Source organism: Pseudomonas sp. 21 (genome assembly GCF_000955805.1).
GTDB lineage: Bacteria > Pseudomonadota > Gammaproteobacteria > Pseudomonadales > Pseudomonadaceae > Pseudomonas.
In genome coordinates this window covers 329,409-347,987 of sequence record NZ_JYOA01000007.1, presented here as the reverse complement: position 1 = coordinate 347,987, position 18,579 = coordinate 329,409, and the positions used below count along the sequence as shown (strand labels likewise).

Sequence of the window (18,579 nt, the reverse complement as noted above, 5' to 3'; positions counted from 1 at the left end):
ATTACCTCGCTCAGAAGTCGGTGGTGACCGAGACGCCAAAGGTGCGCGGGTCGCCGTACATGACCGCCGCCGTCTGGTAGCCGGTGGGCAGGGTGTGGTTGCGGTATTCCTTGTCGGTGAGGTTGTTCACGTAGGCAGTGATGCGCGTGGTCTCGCCCGGCAGTTCGTAGGTCACGCGCGCGTTGCCCAGGGTGTAGCCGCCGGTGCGCATGTTGGCGCTCTGGTCGTTGGTGAAGAAGTACTGGCGGCTGCGGGTATTCCAGTCGGTGCCCAGCACCACCGCGCCGCCGACGTTCAGCGGGATGCGGTAGTCGGCGCCGATCACCGCCGAGACGCTGGGCGCGCGGACGAAGTGGTTGCCGGAGTAGTCGTCATTGCCCGAGGTGTAGTCGGTGAACTCGGTGTGCAGCAGGCCCAGGCCGAAGTTGACGTGGAGGTTCTGCACCGGGATGGCCTCGAGCTCGAACTCGGCGCCGTAGGCCTCGCCCTGGGCGCCGTTGGCCAGGCGCGAGACGGTCTGGTTGTTCACCGCGGTGACGATGTTGAGCTGGATGTCCTTGTAGTCGTAGTAGAAGACGCTGGCGTTGGCGTTCAGGCGGCCGTCGAACCACTCCGACTTCAGGCCCAGCTCGTAGGAGGTGAGGTATTCCGGATCGACCTTGGCGACGGTGGCCTGGCTGGTGACGCCGGCGTTGTAGCCGCCGGAGCGGAAGCCACGGGCATAGCGGAAGTAGGCGCGGGCGTTATCGGAAATCCGGTACTCGGGCGTCAGGTCCCAGCTGTAGTCGCTCCAGGTGTTGCTCTCGTCCTGGGTGGCGTTGACGACCAGCGGTGAGTCGACGTTGCCCGGCTGCCACCAGTGGCCGTCGCCGAAGCTGGCGGCGCCGCGGTTGACCAGGCGCTCCAGGTCGATGTCCTTGGTCTCGCGGGTCCAGCGCAGGCCGGCGGTGACGTTGAAGTCGTCGGTGAAGTTGTAGGTGGTGCTGCCGAAGATCGCGTAGCTCTCGGTCTTCTGGTCGTAGCTGACGTTGTTGTAGTAGCTGGGCACGTAGACGTTGGGCAGCGCCGCGTTGGCGTTCTTCGACTCCAGGTCTTCGTTGAAGTAGTGGAAGCCCAGCACCCAGTTCAGCCGGTCGCTGCGCGGCGAGGCCAGGCGCAGTTCCTGCGACCATTGCTGGCTGTCGGCATAGCTGTAGCTGCGCTGCAGTTCCAGCGGGGTGTTGTCGCTGTCGGTCCAGCCGTCGCGGGTGAAGTGCTCGAAGGCGGTGATGGAGGTCAGCTCCAGGTCGCCCAGCTGCCAGACCAGGTTGAGGTTGCTGCCGGCCTGGTCGATCTCGGCCTGGTACTTGGCGTTGAAGTTGGCCTTGCCCAGCTTCGGGTCGATGGAATAGCCGAACTGGTTGGTGCCGTCCGGGCGGGTGCCGTAGCTCACCGTGTTGTAGCTGGCGGTGTCGTGGTAGTGGCGGGCGTGGACGTTGAGGTTGGCGTCCAGGTTGTCGTTGACCCGCGCGGCCAGTTGCAGGCGCACGGCGTCGTCTTCCAGCGCGCCCTGGTCGTCGCCATCGTTGAGGTTCTCGGTGTAGCCGTCGCGGCCCTGGTGATGGAAGGACACGCGCCCGGCCAGCTTGTCGTCCACCAGCGCATCGCTCACCGCGCCTTCGACGATGCGATTGGCGTAATTGCCCATGTCGACCTTGAAGTAGCCCTCGGGGCTGAAGGTCGGCTTGCGCGAAATGAAGTTGATCGCGCCGCCCGTGGTGTTCTTGCCCCACAGGGTGCCCTGCGGGCCGCGCAGCACTTCCACGCGCTCCTGGTCGAACAGCGGGAAGCCGGTGGCGCTGATGTTGGCGATGTACACGTCGTCGACGTAGATGCCGATCGGGCTGACCGTGTTGGCGCCCTGGTCACCGGTGCCCAGGCCGCGAATCCACCAGCGCGGGCGACCGTGCCCGTCGGTGGTGCCGGCGGAGGCGTTGGGGGTGTAGCGGGTGACTTCGCTGGCCGATTGCAGGGAGGCGTCGCGGATCTTCTCGCCGCTCAGCACGGTGATCGGCGCCGGCACTTCCTGTACCGATTCCTCGCGCTTCTGCGCGGTGACCACCACCTTGCCGAGGGTCGGCGCGGCGCTCGCTTCTTCGGTTTTCGGCGACTCGCCGTCGGCCGCGTGGACGACGACGCTGGCCAGGCTCGCCAGGATGGCGAGGGAAAGGGTGCTGCGTTTGAACATGGTGTCCCCAGGGGGCGGCGAAAGGACGGCTGGCTCTGTGGTGCTCGGTCGTCGCCGCAAGGCATGAAGCTGTTATTGCGTTGCTCTTGTGCTGGCTCACGCGTGATGAAGGCCGAAAGGCTTGCCGGGGACATCGCAACATCCGTACCGCTTTCTCTGTTGTCGGTAAGTTGCTGATATAAAAGTGATTTTGTTGGGATGTGCGACCGCTGTGCTGCTGGGGCAACACTCCATGCTGGGCCGTCGCTGCCTGGGCAGCAGTGGGTCAGCAGCAGGTCGGCCGAGCGGCGCGGCTTTCGTCGCAGTGCCGCTGGAACGCAATGTGCAGCTGATAAGCTGGTCACTTGAAAGCACTGGAGTTGGCAATGAATACGCTCTTGCCGGAGCAACCCCTGCAACGCTTCCCGCGTAACCCGCGCGGCCGCGACTTCGTGGTGGGGGATGTGCACGGCCATTTCGAATTGCTGCAGCGTCTGCTCGGCCAGGTCGGATTCGATCCGGCCGCCGACCGCCTGTTCGCCGCCGGCGATCTGGTGGATCGCGGGCCCTATTCGCCGCAGGTGCTCGAGTGGCTGGCCAAGCCCTGGTTCGCCTCGGTGCGCGGTAATCACGAGCAGTTGGTGATCGATGTGGTGCTGGCCGGCGATGACCGCGACCTGCACTTCCGCAATGGCGGCACCTGGCTGTACAAGCTCACCCCGGTGACCCGCGAGCGCATCGCCCGGCGGCTGCAGCAGTTGCCGCTGGTGATCGAAGTCGAACTGGGGGAGGGCCGTCGCGCCGGCATCGTGCACGCCGAGGCGCCGGTATCACCGGCCTTTCCGGACTGGGACAGCGGCGTTGCCGCGCTGGCCGGCGAGCTGGGTGAAAGCGCCCGGCGCAACGCCGTCGGCCTTGCGATGTGGGCACGCACGCGAATCGAGAAGGAAGACGCCACGGTCATTGCCGGGCTGGAGCGCCTGTACGTCGGCCATACCGCGCAGAGCGCCGTGCGCCCGCTGGGTAATACCCACTACATCGACACGGGCAGCGGCTATGCCGACGGCTGCCTGAGCCTCGTCGACATGCACAGCGGTGAAGTGGAAACGGCGGCCGCGCGCTGAGCGACCGCCGGGGCGATCACTCGCCGCGGATGTACTGTTCCAGTTGCTGGATCAGCGCGGCCTGTTCGGCGATGGCGGCCTTCACCAGGTCGCCGATGGACAGCAGCCCGAGCAGCTCGCCATTCTCCACCACCGGCAGGTGGCGCAGGTGGCGCTCGGTCATGATGCCCATGCACTTGTCGACGTTCAGGTGGGTGTCCACGGTGATCACCGGCGCGGTCATCACCGCGCTGATCGGTGTGTCTTCCGAGTTGCGCCCCTTGAGCGCCAGGCGCCGGGCGTAGTCGCGCTCACTGAAGAAGCCGACCAGTTGGTTGGCCTCCACCACCGGCAGGCCGCCGAGGTTCTTCTCCGCCATCAGGCGCAGTGCATCGATCACCAGCGCATCCGGGGCGATGGTGTAAACCTGCTGGTCCGCCTTGGCGTTCAACAGCTGAGCCACAGTCTTCATTCCTACCCCCTGTTCGTCGTTCACGGCGCGATGCCCGTGGTTCATAGAGAATCGTGGACGAATCGCGATCCGGCAAGGCCGGAAAGCGCCGTCCGCCGTCACGGGAGCGTCATCCTCCCGCGGCGCGACTTATACTGTGAATTCCTTCCCCGTTTCCCCCCACGAAAGACCGGCCATGACTGACGAAGACCTCGACCTCCACGAGCCCGAACACGACCACCTGCTGGACCTCGATGACGACCTCGACGGCCTGCTGGAGGAGGATGCGGCGTTCTTCGAGGACTCGCCCGGCGATCACGAAGAGGACGACGACGCGGAGGAGTACCAGCCGGGCCTGGACGACGAGGACTGGTAGAGGACTGACCTTCGGACGATATCCGGGCGTCATGATTGGCTGGCAGAATGCTGGCCAGACAATAAAGAGAAAGCACCATGCGCTACGTCACGCTCGCCCTGGCCGTCTCCCTGCTCTGTGGATGTTCTTCGGACGTCCGCCGGGATGACCGCACCGCGCCCATTTCCCTCTACCGCGACACCCGCCACGTGATGGTGGTGAACTTCCAGCCCGACGCCACGGTGGCGGCCAATCCGCGCTGGGGCGCGCTGAAGGCCAGCTGGCGCGAGGCACTGCGCGACGAGGCCGGCTCGGCCGACTACCAGCTCACCGAGCAGGACGGCGAACCACGCGCCACCGACACCCTGTCCACCCTGGTCGTGATCGAGGTCGGCGCCGGGCACAACGCCAACAACCGTCCCGGCAGTGGCGAGGAGGAGTGGATCACCTCCACCGTGCGCTACCACGACGGCCTGACCGGCCAGCTGCTTGCCTCGCGCCGCTACGAAAGCGAAGCCGATGGCGACCTGTTCACCACCATGGGTTCCTCCGAAGTCAGCGCGGTGTCCGAGCAGATAGTCGAAGAGATCACCAGCGCCCTGCTGGTCGCCCGCCCGTCCCGCAGCCTGCCGGCGCCACTGCCCGCCACCACGCCGGCGCAGCCGCCCGAGGCGGTGCCGCAGCCGGTCTCTCCGACCGCGGCGGAAACCGTTGCCCACGTCTCCCGCCCGCTGAGCCAGGAGCAGCAGCTGATGGAGCTGCAGCGTCGCAACCTGCCTTACGAGGAATACCGCGACGAGTACCGGCGGATCATGGGGCGCTGAGTGCTCCTGCGCTGTAGCGTGAACATTCGGGGTCGCTAGAACCAGCCGCCGCCGGACAATTCCTGCTCGCAACTCTTGTACTGGGCGCCGTACAGCGAGGCGCGCGTCTGGACCTTCTGCGACACCGTCTTCAGCCACGGCTTGGCGTCATAGCTGCGCTGGCGGTAGCCACCCCAGCCCTCGTGGTAGTTCAGGTACTGGCCGTAGGCGTCCCACTTGGAGACGCGGTTTACGCTGTAGGTCTTGTTCATGTACTAGCCCATGAAGTCCAGTGCGTCGGCGAAGTCGTCGCGGTCGGCGCCCCAGCCGCCGGCTTCCTTCTTGTAGTCCGCCCACGTCTCGTCCTTGGCCTGGGCGTAGCCGTAGGCGGAACTGACCCGGCCCCAGGGAATGAAGCCGAGGAAGTAGTAACGCGGCGGCAGGGCGTCGTGCTTGAAGGAGGACTCCTGGTACATCATCGCCATGGGCACCTGGATCGTTCCGCCCCAGCGCTTTTGCACCTGCAGCGCCGCTTCATGCCATTTCGGCTTTTCGCGGAAGATCTCGCAGAGGTTTTCGGGGTGCGCCGGAGGCTTGGTGGCGCAGCCGGCAAGGGTCAGCAGCAGGGCTGGCAGCAGGAGCCGGAGCATGGGCGGTTTGTCCTTTTCTCGCGCGATGGCGCAAGGCTTATACAACCTTGTATGGCGAAGAGGAATCGTCGGGCGTCGAGGGTCTTCCTGGCCTTGAAGGCCGCCTGAAGGCCTGGCCTACGCGGAGTTGACCGCCAGAAACAGGAAAGCCCGCTCAGGGCGGGCTTTTCAGGCGGTTTCGCAGACTTTCTGAAGCAATTCGAAACCAGTTAGATGGCGCACCAGGCGGGATTCGAACCCACGACCCCTGCCTTCGGAGGGCAGTACTCTATCCAGCTGAGCTACTGGTGCGTATGCCGCGGCTGGCGCGGCAGGCGGCAATCATACGCATCTCCCGTGCAGGCGTCCAATGCAGGTACGCTCGTTCATGATATCGAACGAAAACAGCCGCTTGTCGGTAGAAATCCTCCGAAAACCCCCTGCAAGCGGATACCTTCGTTGGTTTTGTCGAACGAGCTATTGCCCTTTGCAGTCGAGGGCCCTAGGATTCGTTTGAGATTTCAAACGCCTCCCCATCACAACAACAGGAGACCGGAGAATTGGCATCACACCAGCCGGCCATCAGCCTGCGGGATGACAGTCTTCCGTTGCACCCACCGCATGTCCCTTGTGACAGGTCTCCGTGCGGCTTCCGTCGATCAGCGTACCGGAAGGTTGTAGGGCAGTCGTACTCCTGGGCCGAGCCCGGGAATCTGTGCGTGAACGAGTTCAACCAGACCGGGCAATGACCCCGGCCTGCGTTTTTTCGTGTCCGCATGCCGAGCGAACTAAGAGCCGTTCGCCTGGCGTCGCCTCCATGCAGAGGCGCCATTCGCATCCGGCGTCGATACTGGTCGGCCGGGACGAATGAACGGCAGAGACCGCGGTCTCTCCCATCCAGACAACAAGGCAGGCGGGGACTCGAGGTAGACCCGTCGTCCACAGGCTTTCCTCGAAAGGAGACAGGTCATGCAACTCAATGATGCCAAGCTGTTCCGCCAACAGGCTTACATTGACGGTTCCTGGGTCGATGCCGACAACGGCAAGACCATCAACGTGAACAACCCGGCCACCAACGAGATCATCGGCACCGTGCCGAAGATGGGCGCCGACGAAACCCGTCGTGCCATCGAAGCCGCCGACAAGGCCCTGCCGGCCTGGCGTGCACTGACCGCGAAAGAGCGCGCCAACAAGCTGCGCAAGTGGTTCGACCTGATGATCGCGAACCAGGACGACCTGGCTCGCCTGATGACCATCGAGCAGGGCAAGCCGCTGGCCGAAGCCAAGGGCGAGATCGCCTACGCTGCCTCCTTCCTCGAGTGGTTCGGTGAAGAAGCCAAGCGCATCTACGGCGACACCATTCCGGGCCACCAGCCCGACAAGCGCATCATCGTGATCAAGCAGCCGATCGGCGTGACCGCGGCCATCACCCCGTGGAACTTCCCGTCCGCGATGATCACCCGTAAAGCCGGTCCGGCCCTGGCCGCCGGCTGCACCATGGTGCTCAAGCCTGCTTCGCAGACTCCGTACTCCGCCCTGGCCCTGGCCGAGCTGGCCGAGCGCGCCGGCATTCCGAAAGGCGTGTTCAGCGTGGTTACCGGCAGCGCCGGCGAAGTCGGCGGCGAGCTGACCAGCAACCCGATCGTGCGCAAGCTGACTTTCACCGGCTCCACCGAGATCGGTCGCCAGCTGATGGCCGAATGCGCCAAGGACATCAAGAAAGTGTCCCTGGAACTGGGCGGCAACGCGCCGTTCATCGTGTTCGACGATGCCGACCTGGACGCTGCCGTCGAAGGCGCGCTGATCTCCAAGTACCGCAACAACGGCCAGACCTGCGTCTGCGCCAACCGCCTGTACGTTCAGGACGGTGTGTATGACGCCTTCGTCGAGAAGCTGAAAGTCGCGGTGGCCAAGCTGAACATCGGCAACGGCCTGGAGCAGGGCGTCACCACCGGCCCGCTGATCGATTCCAAGGCTGTCGCCAAGGTCGAAGAGCACATCGCCGACGCCGTTTCCAAGGGCGCCAAGGTCCTCACTGGCGGCAAGCCGCACGCCCTGGGTGGCACCTTCTTCGAGCCGACCATCCTGGTCGACGTACCGAAGTCCGCCCTGGTGTCCAAGGACGAGACCTTCGGCCCGCTGGCGCCGGTGTTCCGCTTCAAGGACGAGGCCGAAGTCATCGCCATGTCCAACGACACCGAGTTCGGCCTGGCTTCCTACTTCTACGCCCGCGACCTGGCCCGCGTGTTCCGCGTCGCCGAGCAGCTGGAATACGGCATGGTGGGTATCAACACCGGCCTGATCTCCAACGAAGTCGCGCCGTTCGGCGGCATCAAGGCCTCGGGCCTGGGTCGCGAAGGTTCGAAGTACGGCATCGAGGACTACCTCGAAGTCAAATACCTCTGCCTCGGCGGTATCTGATCCGTTTTTTCCGTGGGCGCGAGGTGGCAGGCAAGAGCTGACAGCCACCTTCGCGTCGGCGTTTTCCGGTGGTAGCACCGGACAACCCGTCTGGCGGGCCGCAAGTTCCACGACAGTCGATCATCGTATGCTGTCGCGTGAGGCTTCTCCCCGCTTTCATCCTTTGATCCGGTCGCCCGATGAGCGGCCACTGAGGAAGCTATGAGCAAAACCAACGAATCCCTGCTGCAACGTCGTCAGGCCGCCGTACCGCGCGGTGTAGGCCAGATCCACCCGGTCGTCGCCGAGCGCGCCGAGAACTCCACCGTGTGGGACGTCGAAGGTCGTGAGTACATCGACTTCGCCGGCGGCATTGCCGTACTGAACACCGGTCACCTGCACCCGAAAGTGGTTGCCGCCGTTCAGGAACAACTGACCAAGCTGACCCACACCTGCTTCCAGGTGCTGGCGTACGAGCCCTACATCGAGCTGGCCGAAGAGATCGCCAAGCGCGTTCCGGGCAACTTCCCGAAGAAGACCCTGCTGGTCACCTCCGGCTCCGAAGCCGTTGAGAACGCCGTCAAGATCGCCCGTGCCGCCACCGGCCGTGCCGGCGTGATCGCCTTCACCGGCGCCTACCACGGTCGTACCATGATGACCCTGGGCCTGACCGGCAAGGTCGTTCCGTACTCCGCTGGCATGGGCCTGATGCCGGGCGGCATCTTCCGCGCCCTGGCTCCGTGCGAACTGCACGGCGTGAGCGAAGACGAGTCGATCGCCAGCATCGAGCGCATCTTCAAGAACGACGCTCAGCCGCGCGACATCGCTGCCATCATCATCGAGCCGGTTCAGGGCGAGGGTGGCTTCTACGTCAACTCCAAGGCCTTCATGCAGCGCCTGCGCGCCCTGTGCGACGAGCACGGCATCCTGCTGATCGCTGACGAAGTGCAGACTGGCGCTGGCCGTACCGGCACCTTCTTCGCCACCGAGCAACTGGGTATCGTTCCGGACCTGACCACCTTCGCCAAGTCCGTTGGCGGTGGTTTCCCGATCTCCGGTGTTTCCGGCAAAGCCGAAATCATGGACGCCATCGCTCCCGGCGGCCTGGGCGGCACCTACGCCGGTAGCCCGATCGCTTGCGCCGCGGCCCTGGCCGTGCTGAAAGTGTTCGACGAAGAGAAGCTGCTGGAGCGTTCGCAAGCCGTTGGCGAAAGCCTGAAGGCGGGTCTGCGCGACATCCAGGCCAAGCACAAGGTAATCGGCGACGTTCGTGGCCTGGGTTCGATGATCGCCATCGAGCTGTTCGAAGGCGGCGATCACAACAAGCCGGCCGCTGAACTGGTCAGCAAGATCGTGGTTCGTGCCCGTGAGAAAGGTCTGATCCTGCTCTCCTGCGGTACCTACTACAACGTGATCCGCTTCCTGATGCCCGTCACCATCCCTGACGCGCAGCTGGAAAAAGGCCTGGCCATCCTGGCCGAGTGCTTCGACGAACTGGCCTGAGCCTTACCGCTCTAACGGTTCAAGAAAAAGGCCCGCGCAAGCGGGCCTTTTTTATGCCTTCCTTTTGTGAGAAATGTCCGCCGAAGTTGATGGCGCGCATGGGAAAGCTCGTGGGCTTTGGACTACGCTGCGCAGTATCCGAAGGCCGTTGGCCGGCGGCATCCGAAGGACCGGGCACTCGGCAGAGAAGGCTCAGGATCGGTTGCTTCCGCCCGTGACGGCATACGTCCCGAACGAGGTGCGATCCATGAGCGTTTCTCCCGGCGTGCTGGTCGCTGCCAGCGACCCCTGGAGCCGCGAGCTGCTCGGCCAGCTGGTGCTGAGCGTGCGTTGCGACGCGACTGTCGAGTTCTGCGAGGACGGTGATACGGCCATCGAGGCTTGTCGTCGGCATCCCTTTGTCCTGATCCTGGCCGAGCGCGAGCTGCCCGGCAGCGACGGCCTGGAGTTGCTCCGCCATGTGCGCATGCGCCGCCGCGGGCCGGTTGCCCAGCCATTCATCCTGATCAGCTCCAAGGCCGACGCCGCCAGCGTGCGCGCCGCCGTGCCGCTGGCGCCAACGGCCTACCTGGTCAAACCCTTCAACGCCGAAAACCTGCGCGAACGCCTGCGTTCTCTGCTGCTGGCGCCGGGCGAGAACGTCGTCTGCGAGTTGCCCACGCTGGAGCAGAGCCTGTCGCTGGAGCGCTTCCTGCAGACCGAACGCGACGCCACCGAGGGCGCGCCGCTGATGGGCGAGGTCGGTGCGGCGGTGAACCGCTGCATGGAGGCCAGCGACATCAACCTGGAGATGCTCGAACAGGAGTTCGGCCATGATCCGCAGATCACCGCCTGCCTGATCTCCGCTGCCAACAGCGCCGCGCGGCACGTCGGCATGCCCTGCCAGACGCTGATGCAGGCGCTGTCGCGCCTGGGCGTAGCGCAGGCGTTGAACCTGATGCTGGCGGTCGCGCTGCAGCGCGCCGCGACGCTCAATGACCCGCTGCTCAAGGAGCGTGCCGAGTGCTTCTGGGAGCTTTCCCGGCATAGCGCCGACGCAGCCTTCGCGCTGGCCGAGTCCCTCGGCGCCGATGCCGATCGCTGCTTTACAGCCGGCTTGCTGCATTGCCTGGGTGATCTTGCGCTACTGCGCAGCCTGCAGGACTGGCACAGCGCCGGTGGCGAACTGGGCGAGGCGGATGTGGATAAGGCCCTGAAGGAGCACGGCGCCAGCTTCGGCTCCGCCCTGCGCACCCGCTGGCGCCTGCCGCTGGAGCTGCGCAACCTGATCGCCGCGGCCTACGCCATCGACAACGGCGTGTTCAGCCGCGAGGCGCTGATCGTCAACCTGGCCTCCAGCGCAGCGCGCTTGCCAGAGGATCAATTGCCTACGCTCAGCGAACACAAGGCGGCGCGGATGCTGCGGCTGACGCCGGCGCAGCTGGGCTTTCTAGGCAGAAGCTGAAACGAAAAAGGCCGCGTCGATTGACGCGGCCCTTGCTTCTGGCGAGTAGCGCGATCAGCGCGAAGCCAGCAGTTCCTTGCCACGCGCGACGGCGGCGCGGACCTGGTTCGGCGCGGTGCCGCCGATGTGGTCGCGGGCGTTCACCGAACCTTCCAGGGTCAGCACGGCGAACACGTCGTCGTCGATCTGGTCGCTGAACTGGCGCAGCTCGTCCAGGCTCATCTCGGCGAGGTCCTTGCCGCTGTCCACGCCGTATTTCACGGCGTGGCCAACGATCTCGTGGCAATCACGGAACGGCAGGCCACGGCGCACCAGGTAGTCCGCGAGGTCGGTGGCGGTGGAGAAGCCGCGGCGGGCCGCTTCGCGCATGATCTCGCGCTTGGGCTTGATCGCCGGGACCATGTCGGCGAAGGCGCGCAGGCTGTCGCGCAGGGTGTCTGCGGCGTCGAACAGCGGTTCCTTGTCTTCCTGGTTGTCCTTGTTGTACGCCAGCGGCTGGCCCTTCATCAGGGTCAGCAGGCCGGCAAGGTGGCCGAACACGCGGCCGGACTTGCCGCGCACCAGTTCCGGCACGTCCGGGTTCTTCTTCTGCGGCATGATCGAGGAGCCGGTGCAGAAGCGGTCGGGCAGGTCGATGAACTGGAACTGGGCGCTGGTCCAGAGCACCAGCTCTTCGGAGAAGCGCGACAGGTGCATCATCGCAACGGCGGCCGCCGCGCAGAACTCGATGGCAAAGTCACGGTCGGACACGCCGTCCAGCGAGTTGCCGGAGATCGCTTCGAATCCCAGCAGTTCGCAGGTGATGGCCCGGTCGATCGGGTAGGTGGTGCCCGCCAGCGCGGCGCTGCCCAGGGGCATGCGGTTGGCGCGCTTGCGGCAATCCACCAGGCGCTCGTAGTCGCGGCTGAGCATTTCGAACCAGGCCAGCAGGTGGTGGCCGAAGGTCACCGGTTGCGCGGTCTGCAGGTGGGTGAAACCGGGCATGATGGTGTCGGCTTCGGCTTCCGCCAGGCCCAGCAGACCCTGCTGCAGGCGGGTGATCTCGGCGAGGATCAGGTCGATCTCGTCACGCAGCCACAGGCGGATGTCGGTGGCGACCTGGTCGTTGCGCGAGCGGCCGGTGTGCAGTTTCTTGCCGGTGACGCCGATGCGGTCGGTCAGACGCGCCTCGATGTTCATGTGCACGTCTTCCAGGTCGACGCGCCAGTCGAAGGTGCCGGCCTCGATCTCGCTCTGGATCTGCTTGAGACCCTCGATGATGGTGTCGCGCTCGGCGTCGCTCAGTACGCCGACCTTGGCCAGCATGGTGGCGTGGGCCTTGGAGCCCATGATGTCGTGGCGATAGAGGCGCTTGTCGAAGTCGACGGAAGCGGTGAAGCGGGCGACAAAGGCATCGACGGGCTCGCTGAAACGGCCGCCCCAGGACTGGTTGGTCTTCTCTACGCTCATGGATCTCTCTCGCTGAAACGGGCAGGCGCGGCGCGCGGCCTGCATGAAGGGCAAAGTGCGACGATAATAGCAGGCTGAAGGACAAAACCGGCGGCGCTTTGGCGGGTTGCAGCGGGGGAGCGGCGGTGAATCGTCGCAGGCTCCGTGCCGATCTTTGCGCTGCCCGACAATTCCTGGCTTTTGGTCGCACGCGGCGCTTGCCGCCGTGCGGGCGCTTACGGAAACTGCGTCGATGCCCAGACTGACGAAGACCGGCGACAAGCCGGCGCCCAACGAAGATTACTTCATCCCCGAACTCTGCCAGCCCGAAGCGCTGTTCAGCCTGGTGCTGCTCGCGGAGCTGCTGGTGCTCGTGCTGGTGCTCGCCGAGCCGATGACCCCCAGCTTCAACTGGGTGCGCCTGGCCCTGTCCTCGCTGTTCGTGCAGTGGATCGTACTGCTCTCGGCCGGCCTGCTGTGCCAGTTGCGGCCATTCATGGCGCGCTGGCCGGCGTGGTTCTCCGGCCTCCTCAGCTGTGTGCTGGTGGTTCTGCTGACGCTGGGCTGCACCTGGGTGGCGGATTATTTTTCCCTCGGCGGCCCCATGTCGCGCACCGGCGAAGTCAATCTCTACCTGCGACACGCATTGATTGCGCTCATCATGTCCACGCTGTTGCTACGCTACTTTTATCTCCAGAGCCAATGGCGACGGCAGGAGCAGGCTGAGCTGCGGGCGCGGATCGAGTCGCTGCAGGCGCGCATCCGTCCGCACTTCCTGTTCAACAGCCTCAACAGCATCGCCAGCCTGATCGAGATCGATCCAGGCAAGGCCGAGCTGGCGGTACTGAATCTTTCGGACCTTTTTCGCGCCAGCCTGGCCAAACCTGGAACATTAATTTCCTGGGGAGAGGAACTTGAGCTGGCCAGACGCTATCTTTCCATTGAGCAGTTCCGTCTTGGCGACCGGTTGCAGATGGACTGGCAGGTGAGCGGCGTGCCCGAAGGCGTACCGATTCCCCAGCTGACGCTGCAGCCGTTGCTCGAGAACTCGTTGATTTATGGCATCCAGCCGCGCATCGAAGGCGGTCTGGTGAAAGTTGAGGCGGACTACCGTGACGGTGTGTTCCAGCTCTGCGTGAGCAACCCGTACGACGAATCGACCGAGACGCTGCCCACGAAGGGGACCAAGCAGGCCCTGCAGAATATTGCAGCGCGACTTGCGGCACTTTTCGGGCCAAAAGCTAGTCTCAGCGTCGAGCGCCGTGACGGACGGCACTTCACCTGTCTACGCTATCCATGTGCGCGTCTCATGCAGGAAGCCTGAGCTTATGAATGTCCTGATCGTCGATGACGAACCCCTGGCGCGAGAGCGCCTGGCCCGGCTGGTGGGGCAACTGGACGGCTATCGCGTCCTCGAGCCATCCGCCAGCAACGGCGAAGAAGCGCTGACGCTGATCGACAGCCTGAAGCCGGATATCGTCCTGCTGGATATCCGCATGCCCGGCCTCGATGGGCTTCAGGTGGCCGCCAAGCTGTGCGAGCGCGAAGCCCCGCCGGCGGTGATCTTCTGTACCGCCCATGATGAATTCGCCCTGGAGGCGTTCCAGGTCAGTGCGGTCGGCTACCTGGTCAAGCCGGTCCGCAGCGAGGACCTGGCCGACGCCCTGAAGAAAGCCTCGCGGCCCAACCGCGTGCAGCTGGCGGCGCTGACCAAGCCGCCGGCCGCCGGTGGCCCCGGCCCGCGCAGCCACATCAGCGCGCGGACCCGCAAAGGCATCGAGCTGATCCCGCTGGAAGACGTGATCTTCTTCATCGCCGACCACAAGTACGTGACCCTGCGCCACGCGGGCGGCGAAGTGCTGCTGGACGAGCCGCTGAAGGCGCTGGAGGACGAGTTTGGCGACCGCTTCGTGCGCATCCACCGCAACGCGCTGGTCTCCCGCGAGCGCATCGAACGCCTGCAGCGCACCCCGCTGGGGCACTTCCAGCTGTACCTGAAAGGACTCAATGGCGATGCGCTGACCGTCAGCCGACGCCACGTCGCGGGTGTGCGGAGGCTGATGCACAATCTGTAGCGACACAGTGCCGCAGCGCCTGAAGCCCGGGGGGCGTCCCCCGGGCTTTTCGTTTGCGTGAGCTGTTATCATGCGGGCACTTTCTTGCACGCTTCCTTTGCCTGGAAATGCCCATGTCTCGCGAAATCCGTATCGCCACGCGCCAGAGCGCCCTGGCACTCTGGCAGGCCGAATACGTCAAGGCCCGCCTGGAGCAGGCCCATCCCGGCCTGACCGTGACCCTCCTGCCGATGACCAGCCGCGGCGACAAGCTGCTGGACGCACCGCTGGCGAAAATCGGCGGCAAGGGCCTGTTCGTCAAGGAGCTGGAAACCGCCCTGCTGGAAAACGAAGCGGACATCGCCGTGCACTCCATGAAGGACGTGCCGATGGACTTCCCCGAAGGCCTGGGCCTGTACTGCATCTGCGAACGTGAAGACCCGCGCGACGCCTTCGTCTCCAACACCTACGCGAGCCTCGACGACCTGCCCGCCGGTAGCGTGGTCGGCACCTCCAGCCTGCGCCGCCAGGCCCAGCTGCTGGCCAGCCGCCCGGACCTGCAGATCCGCTTCCTGCGCGGCAACGTCAACACCCGCCTGGCCAAGCTCGATGCCGGCGAATACGACGCCATCATCCTTGCCGCCGCCGGCCTGATCCGTCTCGGCTTCGAAGACCGCATCCGCTCTTCCATCAGCGTCGAGGCCAGCCTGCCGGCCGGTGGGCAGGGAGCGGTGGGTATCGAATGCCGTACTGCCGATGCGGAAATCCACGCGCTGCTGCAGCCGCTGCATCACCGCGAGACAGCTCTGCGTGTCACTGCCGAGCGTGCGCTGAACAAGCGCCTCAACGGTGGCTGCCAGGTGCCCATCGCCTGCTACGCCATCCTCGAAGGCGAGCAACTGTGGCTGCGCGGCCTGGTTGGCCAGCCCGACGGCACCCAACTGCTTCGCGCCGAGGCGCGCGCGCCGTTCGCCGAAGCCGAAACCCTCGGCGTGAAGGTCGCGGAAGACCTGCTGGGCCAGGGCGCCCAGGAAATTCTCAATGCAGTCTACGGCGAGGCCGGCCACCCGTGAGCCGTTGGCGGCTGCTGCTGACCCGTCCGGAAGAGGATTGCGCGGCGCTCGCCGCCACCCTCTCCGAGCACGGCATCCACGGTGACTGCCTGCCCTTGCTGGCGATCACGCCACGCGAAGAGACGCCCATCGAGCGCAGCCTGATCCTTGACCTGGACCGCTACTGCGCGGTTATCGTGGTCAGCAAGCCCGCGGCGCGCCTGGGCCTGGAGCGGCTCGACCGCTACTGGCCGCAACCGCCGCTGACCCAGCGCTGGTTCACCGTCGGCGCCGCCACGGCGGCTATCCTCGAAGACTACGGTCTGGATGTGGTCTGCCCGCAGGAGGGTGACGACAGCGAGGCCCTGCTGGCCCTGCCGGAGTTCGAGCAGGCCCTGCAGGTGCATGATCCGAAGGTGCTGATCATGCGCGGCGAGAGTGGCCGAGAATTCCTTGCCGAGCGCCTGCGCGGCCAAGGCGTGGTGGTCGACTATCTGGAACTCTACCGGCGCGAAATGCCGGCTTACCCCCCGGGCGAATTGCTGCGGCGAATCCAGGGGGAGCGTTTGAACGCCATCGTGGTCAGTAGTGGGCAGGGGCTGGAGCACTTGCGCCAGTTGGCGGCGCAGGACTGGTCGCAAGTCAGTGCAATGCCGCTGTTCGTGCCCAGCCCTCGGGTGGCTGAGCAGGCGCGGGAGATGGGTGCGCTACAAGTAATCGATTGCCGGGGCGCAAGCCCGGCGGCATTAATGGAAGCGTTGAGAAGCGCCGACTAGAACAATTTCCGAGCGAAGGATGGATCTGTGAGCGAAGCCGTCACTCCCCAAGAGACTTCACCAACATCGTCCAGTCCGGCCGCCGCGCCGGCCCCGCGCAAGGGCGGCACGGGCATCGCACTGCTCGCCCTGCTGGTGGGCGCCGCCGGCCTCGCCGCAGGCGGCTGGGGCCTCTGGCAGGTCCAGCAACTCAAGGGCGTCGAGCAGCAGCGTGCTGCGCAACTGGAAGATGCCCGCGCCCAGGCGCAGGGCGTACAGAACGCCAACGCCGAGCTGAGCAAGCGCCTGGATACCCTGCCCAAGGCCGACGAACTCGAAGCCCGCCGCCGCCTCGTGGTAGAGCTGCAGGGCGACCAGCAGCAACTGGCCAAGCAGGTCAAGCAGGTGCTGGGGCAGAGCCGCCAGCAATGGCGCCTGGCCGAGTCCGAGCATCTGCTGCGTCTGGCGGCGCTGCGTCTCTCCGCGCTGCAGGACATCGACAGCGCCACCGAGCTGGTCCAGGGCGCCGACGACATCCTCCGTGTGAACAATGATCCGGGCGCCTTCGCCGCGCGTGCGCAACTGGCCAAGAGCCTCGAAGCGCTGCGCGCCCTGCCGCGTCCGGACCGCACCGGGCTGTTCCTGCAACTGGGCGCGCTGCGTGACCAGGCTGCCCAGCTGCAACCGCTGAACCCGGCGTTCAAGCCCTCCGAGGGCGGCACCGGCCCGAGCACCGCCTGGGGCGACGGCAGCAGCACCTGGGACCAGTGGTGGGAACGCATCTCGCGCTACGTGCGCATCGATTTCAATGCCGGCCAGGACATCCGTCCGCTGCTCTCCGGCCAGCAACTGGATCGCGTCCGCCTCGCCCTGAGCCTGGCGCTGGAACAGGCGCAATGGGCCGCGCTGAATGGCAAGCAGGATGTCTACGAGCAGGCGCTCAAACAGGCCAAGCAGATCGTCGGCGACTTCTTCAACGCGGACCTCGCCGACAGCCGCGCGCTGATCGCGCGCCTGGATGAGCTCAGCGGGCAGGCCGTTACCGTGCAGACGCCGGACCTCGGTCCGGCCCTGAGTTCGCTGCAGGCCTACCTGTCGCGCCGCGAAAACGCGGTGCAGCAGCAGGAGGCGGTGGCGCCCGACGCGGGGACCCAGCCATGAGCCGCTTCTACGTCCTGATCCTTGCCGTGGTCCTGGCGGCCACCCTGGTCGGGCTGGCCGTCGCCGAGCAGTCGGGTTACGTGCTGATCGCCTACAAGAGCTTCCGCTACGAATCCAGCCTGTGGACCTTCCTCGCGCTGCTGGTGGTGCTCTGGGTGATCTACCTCGCCGTGCGCCTGGTGCTGCGCCTGCTGGGCGTCTCCGGCCGTGTGGTGAATCCCTGGTCACGCTTCAACCGTCGTCGCCGCTCGCAACTGGCCGAGGAACATGGCCAGCGCGATCTCGCCGAAGGGCACTGGGCGCAGGCGCTGCGTCACCTGCGTCGTGCCGCCGAGCTGAGCGACCGGCCGCTGCCGCACTACCTGGGCGCCGCCCGCGCGGCCAACGAACTGGGCAAGACCGAGGAATGCGACGAGCTGCTGGACCGTGCCCAGGAGCGCGAGCCCGGCTCCGAACTTGCGGTGGGCCTGACCCGTTCCCAATTGCTGATCAACCGTGGCGACTTCACCCGCGCTCGCGTGGTGCTGGACAAGCTGCACCAGGATCATCCGCGTCATCCGACCGTCCTGCGCCTGCTCCAGCAGCTCTACGTCAGCCTCCACGACTGGCAGGCGCTGTGCGTGCTGCTCCCCGAGCTGCGCAAGGAGCGCGTGCTGCAGAACGCCGAGCTGGCCGACCTGGAGCGCCGCACCTGGATGGCCGCACTGGGCGAGGCGGGCGAGCAGGGCATCGGCCAGGGCGAAAGCAGCCTGCAACCGCTGACCCAGCGCTGGCAGAACGTGCCCTCCAACCTTCGCGCACAGCCGCCGCTGGTGGCCGCCTACGCCGAACAGTTGCTGCGCCTGGGCGCGCCGGAAGAGGCTGAGGACGTGCTGCGCAAGGCGCTCAAGGAGGGCTACGACAGCCGCCTGGTGCACCTCTATGGCCGCGCCCGTGGCCGCGATGCTGCGCACCAGCTGAAGACCGCGGAAGGCTGGCTGAAGCAACAGGGCGATGATCCCGAGCTGCTGCTGACCCTCGGCCGCCTGTGCCTGCAGAACAAGCTGTGGGGCAAGGCGCGCGAGTACCTGGAAGCCAGCCTGGCCCGCCAGCGCAGCGCGGAAACCTGCGCCGAACTGGCGCGCCTGCTGGCGCAGCTGGGTGAAGTGGAACGCAGCAACCAGCTGTTCCAGGAAGGCCTGGGCCTGCTGGCTCCGCCGGTTTCACTGCCGGTGGCAGTGCGCGCCTGATCCTGT

General features: G+C 65.8%; 15 protein-coding genes, 1 tRNA gene and 1 pseudogene. 12 read left to right on the top strand and 5 right to left on the bottom strand.

What is annotated here, in order from left to right; genetic code table 11:
- Positions 1–10: 10 nt before the first annotated feature.
- On the bottom strand, positions 11–2,227 hold the full coding sequence (locus tag UB43_RS17070) for a TonB-dependent receptor (RefSeq protein ID WP_045213245.1): 2,217 nt from the start codon (positions 2,225–2,227) through the stop codon (positions 11–13).
- 365 nt (positions 2,228–2,592) lie between these two features.
- Here UB43_RS17070 and UB43_RS17065 point away from each other — a divergent pair, with 365 nt between their 5' ends.
- The gene (locus tag UB43_RS17065) at positions 2,593–3,330 is read left to right on the top strand and encodes a metallophosphoesterase (protein ID WP_045213243.1); all 738 of its coding nucleotides are present in this window, start codon (positions 2,593–2,595) and stop codon (positions 3,328–3,330) included.
- A gap of 16 nt (positions 3,331–3,346) precedes the next feature.
- Here the strand turns inward: UB43_RS17065 and UB43_RS17060 are convergent, their stop codons facing one another.
- Positions 3,347–3,781 (bottom strand): CBS domain-containing protein, encoded by a 435-nt coding sequence (locus UB43_RS17060; protein WP_045213241.1) that lies wholly within the window; start codon positions 3,779–3,781, stop codon positions 3,347–3,349.
- 175 nt (positions 3,782–3,956) lie between these two features.
- Between UB43_RS17060 and UB43_RS17055 the strand changes: the two genes are divergently transcribed.
- Together UB43_RS17055 and UB43_RS17050 are read left to right on the top strand one after the other, a co-directional pair.
- Positions 3,957–4,136, top strand: coding sequence for a hypothetical protein (locus tag UB43_RS17055; RefSeq protein WP_045213239.1), 180 nt, complete (start codon positions 3,957–3,959; stop codon positions 4,134–4,136).
- 77 nt (positions 4,137–4,213) lie between these two features.
- A complete protein-coding gene (locus tag UB43_RS17050) occupies positions 4,214–4,939 on the top strand; it encodes a hypothetical protein (RefSeq protein WP_045213238.1) in 726 nt (241 codons plus the stop codon).
- 35 nt (positions 4,940–4,974) lie between these two features.
- Here the strand turns inward: UB43_RS17050 and UB43_RS17045 are convergent.
- Positions 4,975–5,568: pseudogene (locus UB43_RS17045) on the bottom strand (hypothetical protein).
- A gap of 214 nt (positions 5,569–5,782) precedes the next feature.
- Positions 5,783–5,859, bottom strand: a tRNA-Arg gene (locus tag UB43_RS17040).
- 657 nt (positions 5,860–6,516) lie between these two features.
- Here UB43_RS17040 and gabD point away from each other — a divergent pair.
- From gabD to UB43_RS17025, 3 genes are all read left to right on the top strand, one after another.
- Positions 6,517–7,968, top strand: a complete 1,452-nt coding sequence (gene gabD, locus UB43_RS17035) for an NADP-dependent succinate-semialdehyde dehydrogenase (protein WP_045213237.1) — start codon at positions 6,517–6,519, stop codon at positions 7,966–7,968.
- A 201-nt stretch (positions 7,969–8,169) separates the two neighbouring features.
- Complete coding sequence (gabT, locus tag UB43_RS17030; protein WP_045213232.1) at positions 8,170–9,450, top strand: 4-aminobutyrate--2-oxoglutarate transaminase; 1,281 nt, start codon at positions 8,170–8,172, stop codon at positions 9,448–9,450.
- Between the two features lie 247 nt (positions 9,451–9,697).
- Positions 9,698–10,894, top strand: coding sequence for an HDOD domain-containing protein (locus UB43_RS17025; RefSeq protein WP_045213230.1), 1,197 nt, complete (start codon positions 9,698–9,700; stop codon positions 10,892–10,894).
- A 54-nt stretch (positions 10,895–10,948) separates the two neighbouring features.
- Here UB43_RS17025 and argH read toward each other — a convergent pair whose 3' ends face one another.
- Entirely contained in the window at positions 10,949–12,343 is a 1,395-nt protein-coding gene (argH, locus tag UB43_RS17020) for an argininosuccinate lyase (RefSeq protein ID WP_045213228.1), read from the bottom strand.
- A gap of 232 nt (positions 12,344–12,575) precedes the next feature.
- Here argH and UB43_RS17015 point away from each other — a divergent pair, with 232 nt between their 5' ends.
- The 6 genes from UB43_RS17015 (at position 12,576) to UB43_RS16990 (ending at position 18,573) form a co-directional block, all read left to right on the top strand.
- The gene (locus tag UB43_RS17015) at positions 12,576–13,646 is read left to right on the top strand and encodes a sensor histidine kinase (protein ID WP_045213226.1); all 1,071 of its coding nucleotides are present in this window, start codon (positions 12,576–12,578) and stop codon (positions 13,644–13,646) included.
- A 4-nt stretch (positions 13,647–13,650) separates the two neighbouring features.
- Entirely contained in the window at positions 13,651–14,397 is a 747-nt protein-coding gene (algR, locus tag UB43_RS17010) for an alginate biosynthesis regulator AlgR (protein WP_017521347.1), read from the top strand.
- 113 nt (positions 14,398–14,510) lie between these two features.
- Complete coding sequence (gene hemC, locus UB43_RS17005; RefSeq protein WP_045213223.1) at positions 14,511–15,449, top strand: hydroxymethylbilane synthase; 939 nt, start codon at positions 14,511–14,513, stop codon at positions 15,447–15,449.
- Entirely contained in the window at positions 15,446–16,204 is a 759-nt protein-coding gene (locus tag UB43_RS17000; protein ID WP_045213221.1) for a uroporphyrinogen-III synthase, read from the top strand. Before hemC ends, UB43_RS17000 begins: the two co-directional genes overlap by 4 nt.
- Before the next feature lie 27 nt (positions 16,205–16,231).
- The gene (locus UB43_RS16995) at positions 16,232–17,344 is read left to right on the top strand and encodes a uroporphyrinogen-III C-methyltransferase (RefSeq protein WP_045213219.1); all 1,113 of its coding nucleotides are present in this window, start codon (positions 16,232–16,234) and stop codon (positions 17,342–17,344) included.
- A complete protein-coding gene (locus UB43_RS16990) occupies positions 17,341–18,573 on the top strand; it encodes a heme biosynthesis HemY N-terminal domain-containing protein (protein WP_045213217.1) in 1,233 nt (410 codons plus the stop codon). Before UB43_RS16995 ends, UB43_RS16990 begins: the two co-directional genes overlap by 4 nt.
- Positions 18,574–18,579: the final 6 nt, after the last annotated feature.

Coding starts and splice junctions, on each gene's coding strand:
- UB43_RS17055 (WP_045213239.1), top strand. CDS start 3,957: ATGACTGACGAAGACCTCGACCTCCACGAGCCCGAACACGACCACCTG.
- algR (WP_017521347.1), top strand. CDS start 13,651: ATGAATGTCCTGATCGTCGATGACGAACCCCTGGCGCGAGAGCGCCTG.
- UB43_RS17015 (WP_045213226.1), top strand. CDS start 12,576: ATGCCCAGACTGACGAAGACCGGCGACAAGCCGGCGCCCAACGAAGAT.
- hemC (WP_045213223.1), top strand. CDS start 14,511: ATGTCTCGCGAAATCCGTATCGCCACGCGCCAGAGCGCCCTGGCACTC.
- UB43_RS17025 (WP_045213230.1), top strand. CDS start 9,698: ATGAGCGTTTCTCCCGGCGTGCTGGTCGCTGCCAGCGACCCCTGGAGC.
- UB43_RS16990 (WP_045213217.1), top strand. CDS start 17,341: ATGAGCCGCTTCTACGTCCTGATCCTTGCCGTGGTCCTGGCGGCCACC.
- UB43_RS17060 (WP_045213241.1), bottom strand. CDS start 3,781: ATGAAGACTGTGGCTCAGCTGTTGAACGCCAAGGCGGACCAGCAGGTT.
- UB43_RS17065 (WP_045213243.1), top strand. CDS start 2,593: ATGAATACGCTCTTGCCGGAGCAACCCCTGCAACGCTTCCCGCGTAAC.
- gabT (WP_045213232.1), top strand. CDS start 8,170: ATGAGCAAAACCAACGAATCCCTGCTGCAACGTCGTCAGGCCGCCGTA.
- gabD (WP_045213237.1), top strand. CDS start 6,517: ATGCAACTCAATGATGCCAAGCTGTTCCGCCAACAGGCTTACATTGAC.
- UB43_RS17070 (WP_045213245.1), bottom strand. CDS start 2,227: ATGTTCAAACGCAGCACCCTTTCCCTCGCCATCCTGGCGAGCCTGGCC.
- UB43_RS17050 (WP_045213238.1), top strand. CDS start 4,214: ATGCGCTACGTCACGCTCGCCCTGGCCGTCTCCCTGCTCTGTGGATGT.
- argH (WP_045213228.1), bottom strand. CDS start 12,343: ATGAGCGTAGAGAAGACCAACCAGTCCTGGGGCGGCCGTTTCAGCGAG.